The organism is Paenibacillus sp. GCM10027630, from assembly GCF_042676305.1.
Classification (GTDB): domain Bacteria; phylum Bacillota; class Bacilli; order Paenibacillales; family NBRC-103111; genus Paenibacillus_S.
Map to the genome: position 1 here is coordinate 336939 of NZ_JBHTGY010000060.1, position 24549 is coordinate 361487.

20 protein-coding genes are annotated in these 24549 nt (G+C 45.3%); 11 read left to right on the forward strand and 9 right to left on the reverse strand.

The features are described 5' to 3' along the window. The first annotated feature begins 48 nt into the window (after positions 1-48). Complete coding sequence (locus tag ACFQ0C_RS31465) at positions 49-450, forward strand: HPr family phosphocarrier protein (RefSeq protein ID WP_379372774.1); 402 nt, start codon at positions 49-51, stop codon at positions 448-450. Positions 451-537: 87 nt separating this feature from the next. Then, on the forward strand, positions 538-930 hold the full coding sequence (locus tag ACFQ0C_RS31470; protein WP_379372776.1) for a response regulator: 393 nt from the start codon (positions 538-540) through the stop codon (positions 928-930). A gap of 768 nt (positions 931-1698) precedes the next feature. Here ACFQ0C_RS31470 and ACFQ0C_RS31475 read toward each other — a convergent pair. Beyond that, positions 1699-2229: a LysR family transcriptional regulator gene (locus ACFQ0C_RS31475; protein WP_379372778.1), complete on the reverse strand. Its 531-nt coding sequence runs from the start codon at positions 2227-2229 to the stop codon at positions 1699-1701. Positions 2230-2356: 127 nt separating this feature from the next. On the opposite strand from ACFQ0C_RS31475, the gene ACFQ0C_RS31480 reads away from it, so the two are divergent. The 4 genes from ACFQ0C_RS31480 to ACFQ0C_RS31495 all read left to right on the forward strand — a co-directional run bounded on the left by ACFQ0C_RS31480 (position 2357) and on the right by ACFQ0C_RS31495 (position 10492). Beyond that, positions 2357-3097 carry an SDR family NAD(P)-dependent oxidoreductase gene (locus tag ACFQ0C_RS31480; RefSeq protein WP_379372780.1) on the forward strand — a complete coding sequence of 247 codons (741 nt, stop codon included), beginning with the start codon at positions 2357-2359 and terminating at the stop codon, positions 3095-3097. A 73-nt stretch (positions 3098-3170) separates the two neighbouring features. Next, a complete protein-coding gene (locus tag ACFQ0C_RS31485) occupies positions 3171-5654 on the forward strand; it encodes a tol-pal system YbgF family protein (protein ID WP_379372782.1) in 2484 nt (827 codons plus the stop codon). A gap of 264 nt (positions 5655-5918) precedes the next feature. Next, positions 5919-9263: a glycoside hydrolase family 44 protein gene (locus ACFQ0C_RS31490; RefSeq protein ID WP_379372784.1), complete on the forward strand. Its 3345-nt coding sequence runs from the start codon at positions 5919-5921 to the stop codon at positions 9261-9263. 35 nt (positions 9264-9298) lie between these two features. Then, entirely contained in the window at positions 9299-10492 is a 1194-nt protein-coding gene (locus ACFQ0C_RS31495; RefSeq protein WP_379372786.1) for an S-layer homology domain-containing protein, read from the forward strand. 63 nt (positions 10493-10555) lie between these two features. Here ACFQ0C_RS31495 and ACFQ0C_RS31500 read toward each other — a convergent pair whose 3' ends face one another. Next, a complete protein-coding gene (locus ACFQ0C_RS31500; protein WP_258211606.1) occupies positions 10556-10846 on the reverse strand; it encodes a hypothetical protein in 291 nt (96 codons plus the stop codon). 319 nt (positions 10847-11165) lie between these two features. Here ACFQ0C_RS31500 and ACFQ0C_RS31505 point away from each other — a divergent pair, with 319 nt between their 5' ends. Then, on the forward strand, positions 11166-12212 hold the full coding sequence (locus ACFQ0C_RS31505; RefSeq protein ID WP_379372789.1) for a metallophosphoesterase family protein: 1047 nt from the start codon (positions 11166-11168) through the stop codon (positions 12210-12212). A gap of 83 nt (positions 12213-12295) precedes the next feature. On the opposite strand, the gene ACFQ0C_RS31510 is transcribed toward ACFQ0C_RS31505, so the two are convergent. The 7 genes from ACFQ0C_RS31510 to ACFQ0C_RS31540 form a co-directional block, all read right to left on the reverse strand. Continuing rightward, positions 12296-12952, reverse strand: a complete 657-nt coding sequence (locus ACFQ0C_RS31510) for an SOS response-associated peptidase (RefSeq protein WP_379372791.1) — start codon at positions 12950-12952, stop codon at positions 12296-12298. Between the two features lie 133 nt (positions 12953-13085). Beyond that, complete coding sequence (locus ACFQ0C_RS31515) at positions 13086-13904, reverse strand: tetratricopeptide repeat protein (RefSeq protein WP_379372793.1); 819 nt, start codon at positions 13902-13904, stop codon at positions 13086-13088. Positions 13905-14096: 192 nt separating this feature from the next. After that, positions 14097-15188, reverse strand: coding sequence for a CapA family protein (locus ACFQ0C_RS31520; RefSeq protein WP_379372795.1), 1092 nt, complete (start codon positions 15186-15188; stop codon positions 14097-14099). A 62-nt stretch (positions 15189-15250) separates the two neighbouring features. Beyond that, complete coding sequence (locus tag ACFQ0C_RS31525) at positions 15251-16885, reverse strand: extracellular solute-binding protein (protein WP_379372797.1); 1635 nt, start codon at positions 16883-16885, stop codon at positions 15251-15253. A gap of 24 nt (positions 16886-16909) precedes the next feature. After that, complete coding sequence (locus ACFQ0C_RS31530; RefSeq protein ID WP_379372799.1) at positions 16910-17785, reverse strand: carbohydrate ABC transporter permease; 876 nt, start codon at positions 17783-17785, stop codon at positions 16910-16912. Positions 17786-17809: 24 nt separating this feature from the next. Continuing rightward, the gene (locus ACFQ0C_RS31535; RefSeq protein WP_379372801.1) at positions 17810-18769 is read right to left on the reverse strand and encodes an ABC transporter permease; all 960 of its coding nucleotides are present in this window, start codon (positions 18767-18769) and stop codon (positions 17810-17812) included. 179 nt (positions 18770-18948) lie between these two features. Further along, positions 18949-21210, reverse strand: a complete 2262-nt coding sequence (locus tag ACFQ0C_RS31540; protein ID WP_379372803.1) for a helix-turn-helix domain-containing protein — start codon at positions 21208-21210, stop codon at positions 18949-18951. A 165-nt stretch (positions 21211-21375) separates the two neighbouring features. Here ACFQ0C_RS31540 and ACFQ0C_RS31545 point away from each other — a divergent pair, with 165 nt between their 5' ends. The 4 genes from ACFQ0C_RS31545 (at position 21376) to ACFQ0C_RS31560 (ending at position 24538) form a co-directional block, all read left to right on the forward strand. Beyond that, complete coding sequence (locus tag ACFQ0C_RS31545; protein ID WP_379372805.1) at positions 21376-21924, forward strand: hypothetical protein; 549 nt, start codon at positions 21376-21378, stop codon at positions 21922-21924. Positions 21925-22032: 108 nt separating this feature from the next. Then, on the forward strand, positions 22033-22746 hold the full coding sequence (locus tag ACFQ0C_RS31550; RefSeq protein ID WP_379372807.1) for a response regulator transcription factor: 714 nt from the start codon (positions 22033-22035) through the stop codon (positions 22744-22746). Beyond that, the gene (locus tag ACFQ0C_RS31555; protein ID WP_379372809.1) at positions 22719-24014 is read left to right on the forward strand and encodes a sensor histidine kinase; all 1296 of its coding nucleotides are present in this window, start codon (positions 22719-22721) and stop codon (positions 24012-24014) included. The genes ACFQ0C_RS31550 and ACFQ0C_RS31555 overlap by 28 nt, the downstream gene beginning before the upstream one ends. A 98-nt stretch (positions 24015-24112) precedes the next feature. Further along, on the forward strand, positions 24113-24538 hold the full coding sequence (locus ACFQ0C_RS31560) for an FMN-binding protein (RefSeq protein ID WP_379372811.1): 426 nt from the start codon (positions 24113-24115) through the stop codon (positions 24536-24538). Positions 24539-24549 lie beyond the last annotated feature (11 nt).

Consider the following 24549-nt stretch of genomic DNA (forward strand, 5'->3'; position numbering starts at 1 on the left):
AATGCAAGAAACGGCTTGTACATTAAATAGTAAAGCGAGGAATGACCCATGACGATTCAATGGCAGTGGGATCAGCCCCATCCCTTCGATCTGGTAACTGTATTGAGGCTGGTACAACTATCCAATTGTTATAAAAGCCTCATTCTGATTGGTTCCAATAGTACGTTGGTGGATTGTAAAGAAGTATCGCAGGCTGTTTCCTTCTTCCTCATTGCCAAACAGGACCAGCCGCTGCATATAAAGGTGGAGGGGGAAGACGCCAGTGAGGCCTTCGTGCAAATTATAGATTATATCGCGGTGGCTGCTGATTACATACCCTTGACAGTAAAAAAGGAAGGGATAACAGCATTGGATTCGATAGCCAATTCTTATATAGCCCCAGCTCCAGCTTCATTTCGAATGGTAAGGGAAGGCCGGTTGGCATTTAGGTCCGCCAAAGTGCCTGTATAGAAGTTAAAAGATAGGAGTGCCTTCAGACCTGAGGGCACTTTCTTCTGTTTAGGCAATCTATAATTTAAAAGCAGGCGAGGTGACTCCGTGAGCGGGTTTAAAGTATTTCTGGCTGATGATGAAAGAATGATTAGAGAAGGTATCGCTAGTTTGATCCCGTGGGAGGAGCAAAACCTTCATTTTATCGGCTCTGCTCGCGATGGGCTTATTGCTTATGAGGATATTATTCGATTGCGTCCGGATATTGTTATAACTGATATTAGAATGCCTAAAATGAACGGATTGGAGCTTATTCAACGAGTGAAGGAGGGAATTACAAATATTCATTTTATCGTATTATCGGGCTACGGTGAATTGGAGTTGGCTGCTCAAGCGATGCAGCTTGGCGTAAGGCATTATTTGTTAAAGCCCTGCGACGAGCAAGAAATCATCCATGTGCTTAAGGAGATTATTAAGGATTTGGAAGATGAATCATGCTGATATTATGGAAAAGCAATTGATAAAGTAATTGGAAAAGCAGTGGGAAAAGTAATTGGAAAAGCAATTGAAAAAGCAATTGAAAAAGCAATTGAAAAAACAATTAGAAAAGCAGTTGAAAAAGGCAGTCAGAATCACGGTCTTTCCTGAAAACTGTGGAAGCTGATGCGTGCACGATTGATCCTCCTAATCCAAGTGAGCGAACCCGATAGTATGTGTCAAAGGACCTTACTTAGATTAGAGCTACACAGTAGAGCATAAGATCATTAATGCCCCCATGATCAAGGGGGATTTTTTATAGGGATAGCGGCGATGAGCCCAAGAGGATTTTGTACGGAACTGAAAGTTCCGCTATTCCAATTGCCGCCTCCAATCTGGGGCAATAGCGGAAGCGGGAATTCCGTTATGTTGGCCGAATTGGAGCATTTATGCACAAAACAGAGCAATAACGGAACTGGCTGTTCCGTTATTGCTGTGATTTTTGGACTTTTCAGGTGATAACGGAACAATTACTTCCGCATTACCCTTCACTTCCGTGGATGCAGTAACGGCGTGTTGTTTAGGTTATGTGTAGGGATCTCTTCGCTACTAAAAGTATAGTGATGCTAACTGTACTTGGAACACCTGCAGAGGAATTTTGTTACGAATAAGGCTATTCAAAGGATTTCTGAACCTATAAGTGACCGTAGTTCCGCCCAATTTGAATGGTAACGTGTGCACTCAAAAATAAAGGATCCAGGTTCCTCTTTAGTCGGTGAAAATAGTTGTAAACTATACGGCCGCTAACCAAGTAAGCTCTTGCTTGAGAAATTGATAGAGCTTTGTGCTCGCTAACCCCAATGGGTATTCTGAAGATTTGCAGAGGATACCGCAAGGCATGTCGGTGGCATTGCCGTTCAAAGTCCGTATCAGAGTGCCGGCAGGCGCTGGATTCAAGCTAACTTCGGGAACAAGGGCGATGCCAAGCCCACTTTGGACATAATATTTTAATGCGGCCATGCTTCCAATTTCCATAGTGTCCAAGGGGCTTCTGCCTGCTTCTCCAAGCTGCATATCCGACATGGTGTTTTGTAATTGCTCCAGATCCTTAACAATATGCAAGCTTCTTTCATGAAAAAGTCTGCCGACTTCTGTCAGCTGAATTTTTTTCCCGCGTTCTATCAATTGAACTCCCAAGTCAGACTCCAGTTTTTGGATTTGCATGGTGACAGTGGATTGAGCATAGTTCATTTCCTCCGCAGCACGGATAAAGCTTCCGTAGGTCACAATCATTTGGAATGTTTTTAATGTTTTAAGATCCATTTAACCTCTCAGCTCCGAACTTTAGTTCAATATTTTTGAATATAAGGTTTCATTAATTCAATTATACAAAATGGATATATCCCTATAAACTAAAAATATTAAAACCGATAAGGAGGAGTGATCTCTCATGGATCTAAAAAACAAAGTGGCTCTCGTCACTGGCGGCGGGACAGGGATTGGCAGGGCCACCTGTATTGCACTGGCAGAACAGGGCGCGTCCGTTGCGGTGAACTATTCACGCTCTAAAGCCGATGCCGATGAAACGGTGGAATGGATTATTAACGAAGGAGGAAGTGCAATAGCGATAAGAGCCGATGTATCTCAGGATAGTGAAGTTAGGGAAATGGTCCATACGATAGTGCGACAATTCGGGACAATCGATCTGCTTGTCAATAATGCCAGCATCACTCGACATATTCCTCTAGACGATCTGGAAGCAGCAACGGAGGAGGTATGGGATGAGCTGTATGCTGTTAATGTCAAAGGAATGTTCTACTGTGCCCGAGCCGTTGCTCCCTGGATGAAGAAGAATAAGCAAGGCGCCATTGTCAATGTCGGCAGCATTGCTGGATTATCAGGGTCAGGCTCCTCACTTCCATACGCTGTATCCAAAGCGGCTGTGCATGGTCTTACCAAATCGTTGGCACGTGCGTTGGCGCCGGAAATCAGGGTTTGCAGCGTTGCGCCTGGAGCCGTAGCTACACGCTGGTGGGCGGGGAAGGAAGAACAAATGGAGAAGCTAACCCGTAATTTGCTGCTTCAGCGAATTGCAGCACCTGATGATATTGCCAAGCTTATATGCTCGGTTTTGGAGCAAGAATCAATGACAGGCCAAATCATAACCGTAGACAGCGGTCAAACGTTGTAGAATAGCAACTTTTCCCAGCGGCTCATCGTCTTATTCTATATGGAATTGGAATGAAGATGAGAAGGTGTAGAAGATGACGAACAAGAAGAATAGGAAAAAACCGAAGCTAGCTCTCGGCCTCTGCATATGGACAGTAGCAGCGGCGGTTTCGGTTATTAGCTTAACTGATGCAGGACAGCCCGCGGCGAGTATTTATGCTATGGAAAATAGCGAGGCTTCCAATCTGTCACAGCAATTGGCTAGATCGGTAAATGAGGCTAAGCAGGCATTCGAGAGCAATCATTCGATTCCGCCTGACCTTTTGGAACAATTAGCAGAGGGAAAAGAACAGCTAATCCCCATCGCTCTGAAGCAGCTATCCTTAGAACCAATGGGAGCGGAGGCTGACCGATCAAAGGAGCATACAGATTTATCGTCCGATTGGCGGTTTTGGGCTGAAGCTTCGCTGCCATGGAAAGACACCCGGCTTCTGAATGCACTTCTGGACTGGACCCGGGACTATCCAGTCGACATGTATGAGAGTGAGCTGTATGTCCGTTTTGTTGCCGAGGCCTTGCAGGATGGTCAGAAGGATAGGCTGCTGCAGCAGCTGGATTCGGCTGATCGCCGCGGGACTCAAGTACTGCTGAGTATCCTGCAGTACAAAGGCTGGCTGGACGAAAGCCAGTATGATAGCTGGCTCGCAACTTATAAAGGTAAGCCGCAGTATGACGGCATTATTGATTATTTAATTTATTCCCGCAGCACGAACTATTTGAAACGAATTTATGATCGCAATGAGCTTTCTCCAGCCCAGATGCAATCAGTCATATCTGCTCTGGTCAGTATTCGAAACTACGATGAGGAAACCTCGAAATGGCTGAAGCAGTTGGCAGCTGCCACAAAGAACGTATCGATTGAACAAATGATTGATCAGGAGCTTGTGCTGCATCAAGGAGACCGCGCAGCAGCGGAAAGATTGTATCAAAGCGGGACTAGCGGCGGGTTTATGCTGCCTTTGAATGGAAGAGTGGAGAAGGTGCTGGCAGATCTATACCCTGACGGAGAACTAGCCGCCGGAATTCGTCTCTATGAAAAGATCCGCGGGAAGCCCTATTTCTACGGTCTGGATGATCAGTGGTACAGCCCGGAAGGAAATGATTATGCACAGCCTGTTCAAGCTGCAGCTCAGTGGCAAGGCTTTCTGCAGCAGTATCCCAAGCATCCGGCGGCTGATGATGCCGCATATCGTCTGGCACGCTGCTATCAGCTTGCAGGAGATGGCGAAAATGCGCTCTATTGGCTGAATGAAGCTGTTCATTTGGGAGATCGGGATCTTACTTACGATGCCAGAGGGATGCTGATCTTTGTACTTGATGTTGAAATGACATCGGATGCTCTAGCTGCCGTAGATTCAAAGAGGCTTCCGTCTTGGATGAAGCCATGGATTGACTATTCGCAGGCAGTTGAGTACATACGGGCGAGGAAGTATCGGGAAGCAGCGTCAGCGCTGCATGCTCTTATTGATACATACGGAGGGAAAGATATTTTTGCAGAGGCTTATGCCGTTAATCGGGCAGATAAAGCGGAGGTCATTTACCCGGAGGATCGATATCCGTTCTGGGAGCGAATTAACGCTCAGCTTCAATTGACGGAACGTGCTGCGAAGCTGGTGGAAGAGGCAGAGCAGGCGGCAGGGGCGGAGAAAGCAGACCGGCAGTATGCGTTGGCGGCGATGATTTACAGGGAACCGCTGATGTATTATAACCACCTATGGCGAGAGACACGTCAAAGCTTTTTCTGGTTCGGCCATATTAAAGAAATGGACTATTATGAGCCTTTGGACCGTTACATCGGCAGGTTTAATCATCTGATACAAGCGATCGATCAGTTTAAGGCAATCGATATTCAGGAAGCTGGCGAACAGACGGCCGCCAAGTCGTTGTATTCAACGGCGCTTAGCTATAGCAAGCTGACGTATTATGGGGAGGAGGCATCGTATTATTTGACGATCTCCCAACTGAATGAGAAGGCTGCTGCTTACGCCAAACAGCTGGTCGAAAGCTTTCCTGAGTCCGAGCTTGCGGACGACGCGTTGCTGCTGTTATATGCTCATACTCAAGATAAGCAATGGCTGGAGCAGGTAGAGGTGCGTTACCCGGATGGGGATCAGGTGAAGAAAGCCAGGGAGTTATTGGAACAGCTGGCAGCCAAGGAAAGCAAGAGGGCTGCATCCTTATACGGACCGTATGAGCCCATATCCACAGTTTACTATGAGCGGCTTCAACGTGGTGACAGCCGTCTTTCCTCCTCGGTCAGCCAGTGGATTGAAGAGCATCGGGGCACATCCTATCATGGCACTCTGGCAGATGGGGATTGGGTTTATGTATTGCTATCAGTTGATGAGGGAAAATCAATAGATTACATAAACATTGGAAGCAAAAAACTTCAAATGCAAGTAACCTGGCAGGAAAGGACAGCGGATGCCGTTTCTGATAAACAGGATATGCTGCTGGCGCGGGTTAAGAAAAAATTTGTGCTTGATGGAGATTGGGCGTGGAAACTGTATAGTCCTTAAGCGTTGTAATGATATTTTTGGCTTGGAATAATGTGCCTAACAACGAAGGCAGCCGAGCAGCCGACAAAAAAGCTAAGTCAGATATCCGCTAAACGGATTGACTTAGCTTTTTTGTGCGTGCGCCAGTAAGTATAAGCAGGCAGCTGTAACATGGCTTTCTATGATGATTTTTATGACTGCGTCATAGTCAATTTGGTCCTACTTTGTAAGACTTGTTGCCTATATAATGTCGATGTAGAAAAAAGTCGAATCATGGAAGGTGTGATGGCAATTATTCACGCGAAGAAGATCCGATGCTTCGTCGCTTTGCTTGTATTTATGAGCTTGCTTGCGTCCTTTACAGCAGCAGGCGTCAAAGCGGATGCGGTTAACGAACAAATGATTTATAAGGACGCTCTCTCCCCGGGCATAAGTGACCACAGCTGGGCAGATCATGCATTAAATGAAAGTAAGACGGTACATACCGGAAGCCGTTCCATCCGACTGAATCCAAGCATGGACGGAGCGCTGTACTTGTACAGTGCAAATCCGTTTCTTGTTTCCGAGTATAACACGCTCGAATTTTGGATCCATGGAGGCGAAGCAGGAGGGCAAAAGCTGAACCTTATTGTGCAAGCAGGTGGGGAGCAGTCCGCTAAGCTGGATTTGGCGGCTTATTTACCGGATGGCCGAGTCACAGCCGGGGTTTGGCAAAAGGTTCATTTGGACCTTACCCAGCTCAAAATTCCTAACGGCGTCTATGACGGGATTGTGCTTATGGATCAAAGTCACACACGTCAAGGGGATGTATACTTGGATGATGTGAGAGTCTTTTATTCCAAAATTCCGGTGTCCAACAAGCCGCCCGTACCGGTAAAGGAACAAACGGTTGTATACGATGATGCGTTGAACCAAGGCTTTCTTCATTTTGGCTCACCGCTGATCAGTAAGCTGAATGATTCAACAACCGTTCACAGCGGAGTTTATTCGGTCTCGTTAATTCCGGATGAATGGGAAGGCTTGTATCTGTATAAAGACAGGGTGCTTAATACGAACGAATTTACAACATTAGAGTTTTGGATACATGGTGGCACCAGCGGCGGACAGCAGCTGGATATGGTAATTCAAGCGGGCGGTGTTCCAATGCGTACGCAGCATGTGAATGATTACTTGCCTGATAGCTTGGTTGCAGCGAATGTTTGGCAAAAGGTTTCAGTACCTCTAAATGAGCTTAATTTGCCTAACGGACTTATGGACGGTATCGTATTCAAAGGCCGGCTGCCAGGGCAGCAAAGCAAGCTGTATTTGGATGATATTAAGTTTATCAAGGAAACCTACCTGCAGCCTAAGGTCAAGGAGATCGTATTTCCCGTTCCTTCGATTCAGATGTATGCGGGCAATTCAGAGCCGTCTCTGCTCACAGCAAACTATGACAACGGCTATACGGAAAGAGTAACCGCTAATGTGTACTGGGCCTCTACGCGGCCAGATATTGCAGTTGTTGACAATGACGGTACGATAAAAGCTTTGCAATCCGGGAGCAGCGTACTTACAGCTACCTATGAAAACTTGAATGCATCCTTGCAAGTAAATGTAATTCAAGTTGACAGTGAAACTGTATATGACGATGAGCTGCAAAATAATTACGCCAACTGGAGCTGGGGAACGGTAGACCTCAATGAGCGCGATGTGGTTCACTCGGGGAACCGTTCGATCCGCTTTTTACCAAGATGGTGGCAGGGCGTCTATCTCGATCATGACGAGGATTACGAAGTAAAAGACTATTACGGGTTTGAATTTTATATTCACGGCGGGGATGACGGCAGGCAAAAAATTCGTTTCGTCGTACAGGATATGAACAGCATACTGGGATCCGTCGTACTGAATGATATTATGCCGCGTGGCATTGAAGCGGGAAAATGGAATAAAGTTACGGTACGCTTGGCGGATTTGGGCATTACCGAAGGTTACTTCGACTCGCTCGTATTCCAGGCTTGGGATTGGAAGGAGCAGGAGCTGGTTTATATAGATGATGTTAAGCTGCTCCGGTATAAAGACAGAGTTCAGAATCCGAAGCCTCCCGTTAATGAGGTCAGTATACAGATTGATACGAATGCGAACCGCAAGCCTGTAAATCCGGATATTTATGGCGTCAACTTTGAAGAGATTGAACCGAAGGACATGTCGCCTTTCTCCAAGTATCCGGTTGTCCGTTGGGGCGGAAATTCTACAACCCGCTACAATTGGGAATTAAATGTCCAAAATCACGCATCGGACTGGTTCTTCATGAACCTGCCGAAGGAGAACAGCCCGAACACTCAGCTTCCTAACGGCTCGAGGACGGATCAACTGATCGATCAAACGTTAAGCAACGGAGGCAAAGTGCTGTTAACCGTACCTACGATCGGTTGGACACCTAAAGAGCGAAAGGTCGATGTCGGCTTTTCGGTGAAAAAATACGGCTCCCAACAGCAAACCGAATGCGCTTGGGGAGAGTGGTGGTGCAACCCTGATGCCGGCAACGGTGTGAAGACCAATGGCCAGTATGTGAAGGGCAATGATCCGAAGGACACCTCCAAAGTAATCGGACCCGAATTTGTCAGCCGCTGGATCGGCCATATTCAAAGCCGCGTAGGCAATCAAGTTAATTATTATGCGCTTGATAATGAACCGATGCTGTGGCCTTACACTCACCGCGATGTGCATCCACAGATGACCACTTACGATGAGGTATGGGGTTATACGCAGGCTTACGGCCAAGCGATTAAAGAAAAGGATCCCGCAGGGAAAATTTTCGGTCCGGTCGTCTGGGGCTGGTGTGCTTATTTCTACTCGGCATCAGACGGCTGTTCGCCGGGTCCGGATATGCAAGCTCATGACGGTAAGCCGTTCCTGGAGTGGTATTTGTCCAAAGTAAAAGCGTACGAAGACCGGACAGGCACCCGTCTTCTCGACTATTTGGATATTCATTATTATCCGACGGAAGCAGGCGTAGCTTTATCTACGGACGAGTCTAATTCGATCGCGGCACGGAGGTTAAAATCTTTGAAGGCTCTGTACGATCCGAAATTCAAAGATAGCTCCTCATGGATCGGCGAGCCGGTTAATCTCATTCCCCGGATGAGGGAAATGATCAATAAGACGGCTCCCGGAACGAAGCTGGCCATTACCGAATACAACTTCGGCAATAGTAAAGGCATCAGCAGCGGCTTGGCACAGGCGGAAGCAATGGCCATCTTCGGCCGCGAGGGTGTGGATTTGGCAACGCGTTGGGGGCAGCCTTTGGCAAATACGTCGGTGGAGGATGCGTTTAAGCTGTTCCTCGACTATGACGGTAAAGGAAGCCGGATCAACGGGGACAGCGTTAAAACGGTCAGCACGAATGCGGATATGCTGGGTGCGTACTCGATTCACGGAGCAGACGGGAAGGTTTATATCCTGTTATTTAATAAGGATACTCTTCCTAAGAAGGCCAGTCTTAACATAACGGGGACATCATTACGGCAAGGAGAGGTATACCGGTTTGACGCTGGACACCGTCTGGGACGGGTTGGCGCTTTACAGCTGGAAGACAGCTTCACCATTGACGTTCCGGAAAGATCGGCCACATTAATTGTGTGCACCCCGTAACTTGGAAGGCAATACATGTTCATAAGGAGATTGCTATGGGATTGTGTTTAAACCGAAGGAAGCATGGAACTGCCGTTAAATGGCTTTTAACTATTGCTGTTTTCGCCTCAGCTTGCGGTTCTGCCTTTGCGGATGCTCTGTTTACGGATCTGGAAAAGGGCGCATGGTATGAGAAGGCCGTCGGCTGGGCGATTGAGCATAAGATTGTATCCGGCTATGAGGATCAAACATTCAGACCGGGCAATGAAGTAACGGAAGCGGAGTTTGTGGCCATGCTGTTAAGAACAGCGGCAACAACGATTCGCCCCTCTAATCCCGGTGAAAGCTGGTATGGGCCGTATTACGAAATCGCGGGCCGATACCAAATCCCATTGTCGGATAACGACACGGGTCGAAATGCACGAATTCACCGCGGGCAGGTTGCCCACATCATAGCCGCCTATCTGGGGCAGCGGCTGGATCAAACCGGAGCGGTATTATTCCTGCTCAAGCACGGCATCTCGCAAGGAAAGGCGGCGCCGACGGCAGAAGGCTATATGTCCGACGATTTCCTTACCCGTTCCGAGGCTGTTATGTTTGTGCAAAATGTTGTAAACTATGCGGAAACGTTAAAGCCTGTTATCCCTGTGCCTGCATCAGAAGCGATACAGCCGACCGAGCCGTCTGCTCCTGAACCGGCGGTAGTCCAACCAGGGGCTCCGTCAAGCCGCGGCTCCAGCCGTCCGAACAGTAACAACGGGAATGGCATCGATAACGGTAATGGAAATGGCAACGGAAACGGAAACGGAAACGGTAATGGCAACGGTAACGAGAATCCCACAAGACCGGATTCTCCTTCAACCGTGCCAAGTACGGAAGCGAGGGCCGTCTTAGCTCAAAACCTGCTTAATGATGCGGTTCAGCTAGGGATTACTTTAGAGTCCACAAGCAAAGGTTATAAAATAGCACATCCGAATCGAACAGGCGTCGGCGTTATTTTAACCAAGAACGATGAGTTTGCCGGTGATCTGCAAATTTTAGATGTCACCGATCCAGCCGTGGTCCGTTCTGCTTATGTTCTGCTCAAATCCATCGGGATTCATATGGCGGAGTCAGAGTTTACGGATATAATTAGTAAAGTGGATGCGACGGGCGCGAACAGAAGCTTAAAAATCGGCAGTCAAATAGTTACCGCCGCACGCAGTGTCCCGTCAGGAACCGTAGTCGTTCATTACACATTGATCAGTTAACCCGAACATATGAAATTGCACATAAAAAACCGTCAGGGTGATTTGCACCCCTGACGGCTTTTTTTAAGCTTTTAAGGCAGTTAGGCTGGCTTCATGCGTTCCATCAAAATAATTTTTCAAGTACAAGCTTTTCATTTTAAAGTAATAATTTCTGGACCTGATATAGGCGATTATTCTGCAAATGGTTTGCATATACTTAACATCCTCTATGCCAGAGGCAATATTGTACACCGTATTTAAGCCGCCAATCGCTTCATCCTTGCTGATAAGTCCCCTCTCTAATTCTGAAAGCAGTCTTTCAATCTCCTGGTTAATGAACCCCATTGCTTTAGTTTTAATTACACTGTTAATCAAACCATGCACCTCCTGAAGTATGTACCCAAATAGCTTACTTCATGTGTCATGTGAAGTCTGTCGAAATACCAGCGTATGAAACCACTATTTTTGGAGATTAATGGAGAATAGTCTACGGAATCGGAATCGCAGTCAATGTATTAACGCCCATAAAGCCAAATTGTAGAAGGCAGGAGCCAATCTTGATTTTACCATTCAAAAAACAGTTCATGTTTATACCTATTTCGTTTATCATTAGTATGTAAGAAGTAGTGTAGCTGATACGTTTATTGAACGGTGTGCTAAGCAGGTTTTATACAGGGCGGGGGTTGGTTGTATCATGTTATCGAGAAGACATTTTATTAAAAAGATGGTTGCATTTATCGCTCTACTCTCAGGTGGAGGAGCCTTTCTGGCGCATGCCTTAAAAAACGATACAGAGGTAGGTGCGCTGGAGGGGGAGAAGCCAACAAAGCCGAACGAGCAGCCTTCGACCTCTGTTCCAGCTGCTGATAACGCAAATGAGCTGTTATTCTCGTTTTTTTTGCTAAGTGATCTGCATATTTCCGATGGGATTTCCATGATGACGGATAAGCTGCATTTTGCATTAAAGGATGTTAGTGACTTTGAATCTCCTGTGGATATGATTGTATTGGGCGGGGATTTGACTGACATCGGCAGAGATACCGACTATAAACTTCTGCGCTCCATTCTCAACAAATATAAATTGCCGCCAATCTACGCAAACATGGGCAATCATGATTATTATGATATATGGCTAGACAAGAAAGGTGAGTTTGCGAAGGAAACGTTGCCGAATGGTAAAACGGATAGTATGGCGCGGGAACGGTTTATGAAGTTTTTTGGATACAAGGAAAAGGCGTATGTGGATTTGTGGGTGGGCGATGTTCATTTAATTCTGCTTTCTCAGGAAGCGTATGTCGGCGATAAGCCGGAATATGGGGAGGGCGCCTGGTATTCGGATGAGCAGCTAGCCTGGTTTGAAAAAACGATGAAGCAGCACGAGGATGGTAAGACAGCGCTTGTATTCATTCATCAGCCGCTGCCCGCCCCGGGTACCGATGGGGGATCTCACGCACTCGTCAGGGCCAAAGAATTTCGGGCAATTCTCAAGCCATACCGCAACGTCTTCGTCCTCTCCGGCCACACGCACCGCAGTTTTGTTGGGGAGGATCACTACAATACACAAAATTCGTTCCACTGGTTTAATAATGCCTCGGTTGGGAAAACCCGCAATACTCAGGATAATAACTCTGCCCAAGGAATGTACGTGCAGGTTTACAGTAAGGAAGTCGTCGTGCGCGGCCGCGAATTTTCCGACCGCAGCTGGATCGACAAGGCAAGCTGGACGGTTCCGCTTGTATAAACGAAATGTGCTCAGCTTGTTCGCCAAGTGAGCACATTTTTTTGTATGCGGTTTAAAGCTTACGAAGCTGCGGAGCAGAGCGCTCAGACCAACTCGGGATGGGGATAATCGAAGTCGGTTGGCGCTTCGAATTTATCCTCTGCTGAAGCGAGCGTATAAGACCTCATCCTTAAGCTGTCCATAGGGCGAAGCAGCCTGATTAGGGTGAATGGGTTCTTCGAATCAGGCTGCAGCCACTGCTCTACGTCATCCGGCTCAAGAATTGAGGGCATCTGCTCTTGATATGGAGCGATCAGAGAGTTCGCTTCGGTCATCAGCATCGTACAAGTTCGCAGCTCCTCGCCATCGAAGGAAGAGCGCCAAACATCATACAGGCCAGCAATTCCGAAGGTACCTGTATTCATAGTAAATTTAATCCACTGGGTATTCTTTTTCTCCGTTTTCGTTACATAAAAACCGCTGCACGGGATGACACACCGCTGTTTCTTGAGAATGAGCTTGTAAACCTTCTTATCCGTGATCGAACGGCTGTCCATACATACCGAATTTTTTCCCCAGAACGGCATAAGCCCCCAACGAAACTCGTCCAGCTGACGAGAGTTATCGCGAACTACTATCGCAGAGACAGATTGGGTTGGACTGATTTCATAACGGTTGGACAAATACGATAAAACATTGTCAATTTTAAATTGCTCGGTTACTTGCGATACATCGGCAAGCATACTTATCGATTTACACAATTGCTTCCACCACCTATGTTTTTGGTTATTATGATCCATAATTTCCAGAAACATGCAGTGTTCTTTCGATTAATATGATATGTGAAACAAAGAGGCCGCCCAAAAGTTATCATTAACTTTTGGGCGGCTGTCTTCATGAAGCATTAAACTTCCGCCATTCCTCAAGCTTGTCCTCAATCATGCCACGGGTAAGGGTCGTGATCATAGAGGGCTCATAGGAAAGTGCTTGTTCCATTTTATTCCAGGCAGAAGCTTGGTCGCCGAGCTCAGACAATGTCAAAGCATAATAATAATAGGCTTCAGCAAAGGTAGGGTTCAGCAGCATCAGCTTCTCATAAATTTCCTTCGCTTCATCGTAGCGGCCGAGTAGATAATAGTTGAAGCCCAAATTATCGAGAATGGTCTTATCCGAGTCGGTGTATTCATAAGCTTCGAGATTGAATGCCAATGCTTTGTCCAAGTCGTTCATCATAAGATAATAGAGTCCCAGGTTGCCGTATACAATCGAATTTTTGAAGGAGGGAAAGATTTCTTCCAATATAGCAATGGCTTCTTCCTGTTTTCCCAGCCTCCATAAGGCTATCGAATAGTTAATTTTGGCAGTCATTTCATTATTGCGGGACAGCTTGCGCTGCATGACTTGCGATAGAAGCTTCTCTGCTTGCTCGACCTCTCCTAACTTCAGCAGAATAAAAGCTTGGGAGATGGAGAAGCTTGAATTGCGATTTGCTTTGTAAGCTCGGCCGTAATAGTCATAAGCTCCCTTTAAATCCTTTTTACCGTAACGGATATTGGCTTGGAGCACAAAATAATTGCCTCGCAGCCAATAAATAAGAATAGCTGCGATCACGGCTAACCCAGCCACTCCATACCATAATCCCAATTTAAACAAAATAAAAAGGATCACTACCGGAACGGCGACTTGAAGCACAAGCTTAATCCATGTTTTCATATGTTTCCTCCTAAGAGCTTCGCTTTAGCGAAACTTACATCGTAAGCAAGTACAGAATTGCGTTTCAGCACAACTTGCTTCATAGGCAAGTGCCGATTGTGTGCATGCGTTTTCTTCGATTCTATCAAAACCGCCAGTTATTGCAAGCCAAAAATCCTCCGATGCTAAAGCATGGAGGATTTTTGAATACATTTAACCATTACGAATTATCGCTTTACCTACACCTTGCTCCATATAGATGGATGTTTGGAATGGCCGGGACAGCCGGGCCAAATGACCAAGGATTTCCTCGCCCTGCTTCGCGTCAGCCAGGCTGGGTGCGTCCAAACAGGTATATCGTCCATACGCCAGTTCTTCTGGATTGCCCCCAACCAGGATCGATTCGAATTGCAATTCGGTTAAATTCCCATCGACATCGAAGCAGCACATCGCAATAACGCTTTGCCAAGCTTTCATGCCAATCTGCCCCATCCAACGGGCGGGTTGATATGTGTGAAAGATAAAATTGCCAAGGCCGTAAAAAATCGGGCGCTGCTTGTATATCTCCACCCCTTGCAGCAACGGTGTCCCGTGACAAACGATCGCATTCGCACCCGCATCGATGCAGGCTTTGGCGTATTGTTGTATCCAGTCCGGCGTTATCTCCATAACCGGCTCCCAGTGATGGCTATGCAGGTAGACGACAACGAATTCTGCTTCGACTGCGGCTTCGGTGATCATAGAGAGATGCCTAGTGGCATCTTCCGGATTAGGTTCAAGCTGGCCTGCCTCATTACGCTGCACCAGCAACCGATTATTTCCTGGCCGTGAAGAAATCAGGTCATTTCCATCAAAAGCATACGCATATTCGGGCTGCGGTCCGCAATCAGCGGCAATAAGGGCGACACGGCCGAGGCTCGTTTCTTTGTATCTTGGCTTCGCTGCATCATTGCGGTCTGTTCCTATACCAGCATGCAGAAACGCTTTGCCTGTTGACTGCTCCAATGTCGATAATATACCGCCTGGTCCCAAGTCAAAGGCATGATTATTACACAGAGACAGCATGTTGAAGCCCATTTCCGCCAATGAATCAAGAACATGGGGCGGGGATGCGGCAACCGCTTTGTTCTTGGTCGGCCAGCCTCCATAGCTGCCTTTAATCGTTCCTTCAAAATTGGTAAAGGAGAAATCTGCCTGTTTGATGGTTTGAATGACTTTTGCAAGCCTGTCGCTGCGCATATACGGTCTTAAATCGCGTTTGATAAGCGCTTGGCCTGTCGCAGCAAATGTGAATGATTTGCGCATATAAGAATCCCCTCTTGTTCAGGAAGGAGACATCGGTTGATGTCTCCTTCTCCATAATCCGCTTAATTTTCGTACAGATCCTTGGTTAGCAATGAAGAATTTTTATTGTCCGCATACCATTTTTTATACCATTCCTCGACCTTCTTGCCGCCGCCTTTATCCCAAGTCGACTTCGCCTCCTGAATAGCTTGATCTACGGTGTAGGAGGAGCCGCTTACAATCGCCTTAATCATCAATTCATTGATGGCTTCGCTTAAATTCGTTTCAACGGAACTGACCTCTTGGGGAAGGGATGGCCAATAAAACTTGGAGGTAACATCGGGAATCGGACGTTCCTTGGATAAATAAGCTTTATCTGCAATAGGAACAAAACTCGCAAATTCTTTATTCACCGGCTTGCTCATGTCGAGGCTTTTCTCGAAGGATGCACAATCGCCTTCCATGATTGTAGAAAAGAACCCTTGGAAATATTGGTTCCACATAACTTCCTTCTTGCTTTTTTCTTCATCAATAGCCTGATAGCAGCCGCTGCTGTCTTTCTTCGAATGAACGCCCTCTATGCCGTACTTAATCGTATTCATCGTTGAGGGAGTAATCATAAAATCAATGTATTTCATTACAGCTTCAGGGTCCTTTGCTTTGGCATTGACTACTGAAACCATGCGGACAGGAGGCTCGAGATAAGGGCTGAATTGGCCGAAAGAACTTTTAGGCAGCTCTATCGGCAGAATGGTTGCATCCGGGTTGTTCTTTTTGAACGTAGTGAACACCTTGTATCCTGTGCTTTTGACGCCGTTTTGAATACCGAAAATGCCCAGCTTGCCATTCACCCAATCTTTTTCCGCCTTAGCCCCGTTCTTATCAGCCAAGAAATCTTTATCTACTATACCTTCGTCATATAACTTTTTACGGAATACGGTATGCTCCTTAATACGATCCCAGTCACGAACAATTTGGTCATTGCTGACTACCCAGCCTACATCGCCAAACATTTCTCTAATATTATCGCCGCTCATGAAGCTTAGGCTGGTTCCGAAAGTATCTTTTTTTCCATTACCATCCGGGTCCTGCTCTGCAAAAGCCTTAGCCACCTTATACAAATCTTCCGTCGTCTTAGGCACTTCAAGATTCAGCTTTTTCAACCAATCCGTACGTATGAACATAACATGGTTCGTGACCATTTTCTGCACACGGCCGATCTCATATATTTTACCGTCCGGCTTCGTTCCTAGCTTCTTTAACATGGGGTACTGCTGCATCAGCTTTTTATATTCCGTGCTGTACTTGTCAATCATATCATCCAGCGGCATAAGCTGCTTTTGAGTATACAAGCTGTTGCGGTAGGCATCGTCATATTCCGTAATTAAGTCCGGTGCGCCTCCGGAAGCAAACAAGGTATTGTAAATTTGGGTAGATTCTCGGCGTGTAATAGGCACGTATTGAACATCCACAGGCCCTTTTTCATTCACCCACGTTGCCCAGCTATTTTTTTGCGAGTTTCCTGCTTCAGCCGGTATTTGACCTTGGTCGTAGATCGATACTGTAATTTTGCCGCGTTTCTTCTCTGTTTTAGCTCCTGGTGCATCAGCTTGCTTCTGATTACCGGGACTGCTCTGGGAGCATCCGGCTGCAATGACGCTGAGAGCAAGCCCACAGGTCAGCAATACCGGCCAATTACATACAGTGCGTTTACTCATAAAACGACCTCCTCAATGTTGGAACTAGCCTTTTATTGCTCCTATCATAACCCCTTTAACAAAATATTTTTGCAGCAGGGGGTAAATCAAAACCATCGGTAAAATCATCACTATAATACCAGCCGACTTAATTCCTTCGGGAGTTACATCCGTCATTTCGTTGGAATCCAGCTTATTCATTTCAATTAATAACGACTGGCTGTTAACCATCTGCTGCACCATAACGGTCAAATTATGCATTTCCACATTTTGAATATAAATTAATACCGTCATAAACAGATTCCAGTAATGGACCCCGTAAAACAACGTTAGAGCGGCAATAACAGGAAGCGAGAGGGGTAAAATAATCCTTATCAGCAGCCCAAATTCTCCACAACCGTCCATTTTGGCCGCTTCTTCAATCTCTGCCGGGATGTTCTCCAGAAAGCTTTTCAGCACTAGCATATTGTAAGCACTTACTAAACCGACCAACCAGACGGACCCGTACGAATTAACAAGCCCCAAGCCCTTCATCAGAAGAAAGGTGGGGATAATGCCTCCTGAAAAAAGCATCGTAAAAACAATTGCAAGCGTAAAAAAACGGGTGTAGTAAAAATATTTTTTGGATAGCGGATAGGCGGCCATAATTGTGAACATCATACTCAAAATGACTCCAACAACCGTTATAATCATACTGTTTCCAAAAGCTCTAATAACCGGGGTCCCGCTGATGAGCGACTTGTAAGACTCCAAGGAAAATCCTATCGGCCATAGTGAAACCAAGCCGGATCTAATAGCGTCAGCGTTGCTAAAGGAAACCGATAACGTATACACGATGGGAATTAAACAGCTTATTCCTACAACAAATAATACGCAGTAGTTGAACATGTAAAACAGCTTTTCTCCTGCAGAAGCTTTCATCTTTCTGTCCTCCCACATCCTGTGCTACCAAAGTCCACGGCCGAATATTCTGGCAATTCGATTGGCGGCGAGCACCAAAATCAGACCAACTACAGATTCAAACAATCCTAGTGCTGTCGTTTCACTGAACTTCGCTCCTAATAAACCGTTGCGGTATATATAAGTGCTGATTACATCCGAGATATTCATTACGCCTTTATTCTGCAGTACAAAAACATGATCGAAGCCTACCTCCATAACCTTGCCTATCGATAGAATGAACATAAGAACAATAATGCCACTAATGCCAGGGAGAGTTATATGCCATATTTTACGAAACTTACCGGCACCGTCCAGGCTGGCTGACTCATAAAGAGCCGGATCGATGGAAGTTAAAGCTGCTAAATAAATGATAGCGCTCCAACCGGCTTCTTTCCAAACTCCGGATCCCAAGAAAATGGAAAGCCAAGAAAATTCTTTGTACAAGAAAGGATAGGGACTTCCTGTCCACTGCTCAATCCAATGGTTTAAAAAGCCGGACTGTTGGGAAAAGATAGTCACGACCATTCCTCCAAGAATAACCCATGACAAGAAATGGGGAAGGTACACGAGCGTTTGCACCGTTTTTTTAAACCACATTTTTCGAACTTCATTGAGCATAATAGCCAAAATAATCGGGAATGGGAAACCAACGAAAATGTTTAATAAACTAAGCAGCAATGTATTTTTAATAACATTCACTGTCTTGGGACTGCTGAGCATCATGTCGAAATGATACAGCCCTACCCAAGGGCTTCCCCATATACCGTCGGCAAAATTATAATTTTTAAAAGCGATGACCAGACCTGCCATAGGAAAATACTTAAAGATGAGAAAGTAAACGGCTACCGGTATAAACATTAACAGCAGCGGCATGTTTTGACGGAGCCTTCTTCCCCTTGCCTTTTCCGGACTGAGAGGTTTGTTTATAGGCGGGGCTGTTTGAAGCTGATCGGCTCTTTCCATTGTTTAATCGTCACCTCCCATCCTGTAATAGTATCGCGCCTGCTTGCTAATCAATGTACACGAGTCCGATTTGCAGGGTCAATCCACATGATTTCCTGACCGCACCTTTTTCCGTATGCAGCATGAAATACAAAAAAGGAGGCATAAGCCCCCTTAACCGCACCTTTTTCCGTACTCACTTATTTCCTGCTAACGTTTTTCCTGTATTCTCCCGGGGTCATGCCTACAACCTTTTTAAATACGCGGGTGAATGAATACAAGTGGATGTAGCTGACTTCAATTCCGATTTCCTGTAAAGTCTTATCCGTTTGCTCCAAAAGCTGTTTGGCCTTTTCTATTCGAACGTTAGCTAAATAATCGACAAACTTTTGGCCGTAGCCTTCTTTGAAAATTTGACTTATGTACTTGGCCGTTACCCCGAACGTCCCTCCCAGCTGCTCCAGCGATAAATTCGGATCATCATAATGCTCATCGATATAAGCTCGAATTTTCGGAATTAATGCATACTTGCTGCCACTTTCCCGGAAACTGTTGAGCTCCGTCTGAACCTGCTGCAAAAATCGGTATAGCTCCGTCTGAAGCTCATCGAATGTTTCACAACGTTCTAACAGATCTTTTAATTCAGGCAAATGAATAGTTTCCCAGGCAGCTCGGAATTCGTCGGGCAGCTTTAACATTTCTTTGTGTAAATGATAGTGCACATAATCGGCCAAGCTTCTAAATTCATCATTTGAGAACATACCTGCACGCAGTTTATTGAACAGGGCTAGAAATCTCTCCGACCATTCTTCTCCGACCTGAAATAGCTGAACGATGGAACGGATCATCTGCAAATGATCATAAACTTCTTCTTGATGCCCTTCACCTTCATTAATCTCACTTTGTCTGATCAAACGGTTAGAGCCAAGCGTTGCTTTATAGCTTAGTGCTTCTCGTGCAGCAGCGTAAGAGCCTTGGATGTTGGAAATATTCGCGGCGTATGGCCCAATGGCTATGGTTACGGTAAAGCTCAAGTTCTCCGATACCCAGCATCGTAGTATCTCCTGCAATTGTTCACATTGATCAAGGAACTTTTGTTCTTCTTCATTACTGAAATAAATACAGCCCAGTCTGCTTTCAGACAGCCACTCCGCCCATAACGTCCACGAGCGGTCTTCAGCGATTTCCTTGGTCGCTTTCAATAAAGAAAACTTTAAGAGTGATTTGTCTTGATGGGAATAAGCTTGGTTAAAGGAGAATTCTTTATCCATCTCAATAATGACAGCTGCAGCACCGCTCCAAGCTCTATAGGGCTCGATGGCTAGCGCAAAACGCCCGTCTTTGGCTTCCGAAGCTTGTGATTGTTCAAGTAAATAACGGAAATCTTCCTGCCGTTTGACCGTTAAATACTTCTCTTGCTGCAGAGTATATTCATTAAACTGCTCAATCATCTGATCCATGGCCGATTCAATCATTTTAAATTCGTCATTGGCTTTCTTTTGAACAGTCCCGCCATTGTTCTGCTTTTGGTTGGAATATACTTGAACCCGGCTCATAATAGATTCAATCGGCCTATAGTTCCTTCTCGTTACTATAATAATCCACCCGATTCCTGCAAGAAGCACGCCAATGCCTGCGAAAATCGCAACGTAAGTCAAACTGTTAACGAAATCGAGTTGTCCTCTGTTCCTCACACCGCTGCCAACTTCCCAGCCCGTGTAAGCCGATCTTACTCTTGCTAATTCTTTTCCTTCACTAAGCTCAGTCATAAGCGCTTGATCTGCACTGCCGCCGGTCAGCGGTTTCCCTAATTGATCGAACAACTGGAAATAGACCGTTTCCGAGTTGGATATGCCGCTAATAAGCTTTTCAATCTCATCCGTGTTTATGTTAACGACGATCATTCCTTGTCCGCCTGAGATTTGCGGAACCCGTTTGACGAGCGAAACGACGGATTTACTTTTCTGCTCCCCTTCAAACTCTTGGAAGGTTCTTATCGACGTCCAGTGCTCAGGGAAGTTCTCACTAATCATGCTTTGAATAAATTCCTTGTCCCCGAATTGCTCCAATGGAGATTCCATGTTCTGGCTCAAAATTCTACGGTCATGGATGCGAAATAAATACATCGAGTCAATCATAGGTACGGTTGTAATAATTTCAACCATTTTTTGCGACGGCTCGCGAATCGTATAATACGTATTATCCCATAATGAATTGAAGAAAAATTGCTTGAGCTTGGAGTTGGTTTCAATTTCTTTATACAACAACTGGTCGATGGACCGAAGTGATTGATCAACCACATCCATGGCGTAGTTGGTATACGCCTCATTGATGGTCAAAGTCATTCTTTTGGAAACCATGCTCAAGGATAAGAAGGATAGCGTCATTAATAAGACGGTCATAATTAAGAATACGGGAAGGTAAGAGAGCAGCATTCGGTTAAACCAGCGATTTTTAAACATAGTCACCTACAATCCTTTTTCCTCGGGTTAGATTTCTTTTAAGAGGTTGTTTACTTTAATGTAACTTTCGGTAGTTATTTGTCTATTCCTGCAAACTGTTTATTTTCATTTAGTTTTCAGAATAATAGAGTATATTATAGCTATCACGAAGAAGGGGGATTAACCATGCGTATTCAGAAAGATAATCTAACAAAACAAACATGGATCCCTCAAAAAGAACGAATTTGGGTGGTTGGCGCGATTACAGTTTCCGCATTAATCGTGTTGTGGCAACTGTGGAGCCTGTTACAGCTTCCATCAGCGACCCTGCACAGCCGCAGTTTCGAGCATACGTTTAAAAATTATGGATCGAACGCACGAATAGCCTTGTTTTTTGTATTAGCTAATTATGTGCTTGCCTTCATAATCAAACAGCGTATATGGGAACGACTGGATGATCTGAAAAAGTGGATGGTTACCTTGCTTCGATTCGCAAGAAGCTGGCATACGCCAATTGCTATTCTCGCTATTGCGTTTATTTTGCTTCATGTGGTTGCCGTTTTTATGTATGGTTTTAAATTTGATTTCAATAATATAAGCGGGATACTTGCGCTCTTAGTCTTGCTGCCGGTACCGATTTCAGGCTTGCTTAGATATAGGAGGCTGGACCGAAAGTGGCATTTGCGATTAGGACTGGCATTTGCCGTTCTATTTTTGATTCATTCATTTTTATAATGCTTTTCTTATCATATAGGTGCAGGCTAGCTGATCTTGTCCAGCGAGCTTGCTTTTTTTTAGGCGGAACTAATAAATCATAGTCGATATGAAAAGAGCGGGTGTAGCATGAATATTTTGCTGGTTGAAGATGATAAAAAGCTTGGGGAATTAATCCAATATAAGCTAAAAAAACAGTTGTACCAGGTGGAATGGGCACAAGAGGCGGAGGCTGCGCTGGATTTCATCGAAAGATCTTCCTTTGACATTTATATTTTGGATTGGATGATTCCTCAAAAAACGGGAATTGAACTGTGCAAAGAGATCCGAATGAAGAAAAATCGGACGCCCATTCTAATGCTCACTGCACGTGATTCAATAACCGACAGAGTACAGGGCTTAAATGCAGGTGCAGATGATTATCTGGTCAAACCCTTTGCTTTCGAAGAGCTGATCGCGCGTCTGAATGCCTTGTATCGCAGGAAAGAGACTAACTGGGAGGCGGATACCAAATCATTCGGCGATACGCTTGTCATTGACCATAGCACATACGAGGTTATAAGAAACGGGGTTCCTGTTGTACTTTCCCGACGCGAATTTCAACTACTGGCATTTATGTCGAATCATCCTAGACAAATATTGAGCAGGGAACAGCTTATGGATAGGGTATGGGGATTGGATGCTGAGATTACGTTAAATGCCGTAGATGCCACGATCAAATTGCTTCGCAAGAAATTGGACGATCCTTTTCCCGAGAAAATCATTCAAAATGTACGCGGGCTTGGCTACCGATTGGATGTAAAAGGGGGAGAAGTATGTTCGAGCGAACAAGAAAACAGCTGACGATATTTTTCGGAAGCATCCTTGCTGTCATTATAATTCTAATTACGGTAACTTATTATCTTATTCTTCAGCAAACGTTGCAAAAAAATGAAATCGAGAGATTGGTGAATGTCAAGGATAAAATGAATCACCAATGGGAGCATCGGGTAGAGGAGATGAAGAGAGAGCGACGAGCACCGGATCGTGAAATGAAGACGATGGAATGGGTCTTTTTGCTATCGGATGAATTGATTGCATTAGTTAACCCGGAAGGGAAGACATATACATCTCCAACTGCTTATTCAGCAATGTCCAATCAACTTCTGAAATGGGCACAAAACAAAGAAGTAAAGAGAGAGCAAGGAGAACGATTCGAAATCACGGACGGAGTAAAAACAGAGGTATTTCTGGTGAGCTCAAGCCAATTAAATAACTCTGGTGGGGCTTATTGGATGGCTATCGACATCACAAGGGATATCGAATTGTTGCGTAGTATTAAGCTGCTGCTGTTCTTCTACACGCTTGTATTGTTATCTATTGCTATTGGCTTAGCTTATCTATTTGCAGGGAAAGTTATGGTTCCCCTAAAAAAATCGTATCATCGACAAGTGGAGTTCACAACCAATGCTTCCCACGAGCTAAGGACGCCGCTTAGTGTTATTCATTCATCGGTAGAGCTGTTGGAGGATTGTAAAGAAGCGCTGCCCGAGTTTGAACAGCATGTGCTGGACGGTTTAAAGGATGAAGTCGAACGTATGATTCGTCTTGTTGAGTCATTATTAACTTTGGCTCGAAGCGACTCGAAACAATGGGCATTCCAGCTGGAAGCTGTGGATTTAGGTCAAATTTCTCATGAAACCTATCAGGCCATGCTGCCGCTGGCTCTAAAAAAAGGAGTTGATATTCAGATAGACCCGCCGACCATCGATGCCCATTCATCAGTAATTCAAGGAAATATAGATCAATTACGGCAATTGATTTATATATTGCTAGATAATGCGATCAAATACACGCCTTCAGGGGGGAAAGTGACTATTAAATATCTACGTGATACCCATTCGAGAACGATTCTGCAGGTTACCGATACAGGGATAGGAATACCTAAGGAGGAGCTTTCGCGTATCTTCGAAAGGTTTTATAGAGTGGATAAAGCGCGGTCCCGTGAATTTGGCGGAGCTGGGTTGGGGCTATCGATCGCGGCAGACATATTACGCAGTCATCAAGCATTTATTCATGTAACAAGTGAAGAAGGTAAAGGTAGCGTATTTGAAATTGTTTTTGAAGCATAGCCTATTTCATTTTGTTTTCACTTACATGTTGTAAAGTAGATATTGCAATCTAATAGGTCCTACAGGGAACCAATTTATCGCACATTGGAGGGATGTATATGGCAAAGATGAACAAAAAGTGGGTCGTCCTTTGCTCAACAGCCATTGGAGCGATATACGCGGCCGGATTATTCTCAACTGAAACCCAGGCATCCTATCAGCAACCTCAGCAATATAACCAATCTAATATTCAGACAGGCAGCATTCAACCCAAAGCTCAATATAAAAATGGGACTTTCTACGGAACAGGAAAAAATCGGCGCGGCTCCATTCAGGTAGCCGTTAGCATTAAGAACGATAAAATAACGGATGTTGAAATTAGTAATTTTGCCATGCACTATTCCAAAAATGATGTAGTCGGATTGCCGCAAGCAGTAATACAAAAACAAAGTGCGCAAGTTCAGAATGTATCAGGTGCAACGTATAGTACACAAGCATTTAAAGATGCCATACAAGATGCGCTATCCCAGGCACAAAACACATAATGGCTGCAATC

Coding starts and splice junctions, on each gene's coding strand:
- ACFQ0C_RS31465 (WP_379372774.1), top strand. CDS start 49: ATGACGATTCAATGGCAGTGGGATCAGCCCCATCCCTTCGATCTGGTA.
- ACFQ0C_RS31475 (WP_379372778.1), bottom strand. CDS start 2,229: ATGGATCTTAAAACATTAAAAACATTCCAAATGATTGTGACCTACGGA.
- ACFQ0C_RS31480 (WP_379372780.1), top strand. CDS start 2,357: ATGGATCTAAAAAACAAAGTGGCTCTCGTCACTGGCGGCGGGACAGGG.
- ACFQ0C_RS31485 (WP_379372782.1), top strand. CDS start 3,171: ATGACGAACAAGAAGAATAGGAAAAAACCGAAGCTAGCTCTCGGCCTC.
- ACFQ0C_RS31490 (WP_379372784.1), top strand. CDS start 5,919: ATGGCAATTATTCACGCGAAGAAGATCCGATGCTTCGTCGCTTTGCTT.
- ACFQ0C_RS31495 (WP_379372786.1), top strand. CDS start 9,299: ATGGGATTGTGTTTAAACCGAAGGAAGCATGGAACTGCCGTTAAATGG.
- ACFQ0C_RS31505 (WP_379372789.1), top strand. CDS start 11,166: ATGTTATCGAGAAGACATTTTATTAAAAAGATGGTTGCATTTATCGCT.
- ACFQ0C_RS31515 (WP_379372793.1), bottom strand. CDS start 13,904: ATGAAAACATGGATTAAGCTTGTGCTTCAAGTCGCCGTTCCGGTAGTG.
- ACFQ0C_RS31520 (WP_379372795.1), bottom strand. CDS start 15,188: ATGCGCAAATCATTCACATTTGCTGCGACAGGCCAAGCGCTTATCAAA.
- ACFQ0C_RS31525 (WP_379372797.1), bottom strand. CDS start 16,885: ATGAGTAAACGCACTGTATGTAATTGGCCGGTATTGCTGACCTGTGGG.
- ACFQ0C_RS31530 (WP_379372799.1), bottom strand. CDS start 17,785: ATGAAAGCTTCTGCAGGAGAAAAGCTGTTTTACATGTTCAACTACTGC.
- ACFQ0C_RS31535 (WP_379372801.1), bottom strand. CDS start 18,769: ATGGAAAGAGCCGATCAGCTTCAAACAGCCCCGCCTATAAACAAACCT.
- ACFQ0C_RS31540 (WP_379372803.1), bottom strand. CDS start 21,210: ATGTTTAAAAATCGCTGGTTTAACCGAATGCTGCTCTCTTACCTTCCC.
- ACFQ0C_RS31545 (WP_379372805.1), top strand. CDS start 21,376: ATGCGTATTCAGAAAGATAATCTAACAAAACAAACATGGATCCCTCAA.
- ACFQ0C_RS31550 (WP_379372807.1), top strand. CDS start 22,033: ATGAATATTTTGCTGGTTGAAGATGATAAAAAGCTTGGGGAATTAATC.
- ACFQ0C_RS31555 (WP_379372809.1), top strand. CDS start 22,719: ATGTTCGAGCGAACAAGAAAACAGCTGACGATATTTTTCGGAAGCATC.
- ACFQ0C_RS31560 (WP_379372811.1), top strand. CDS start 24,113: ATGGCAAAGATGAACAAAAAGTGGGTCGTCCTTTGCTCAACAGCCATT.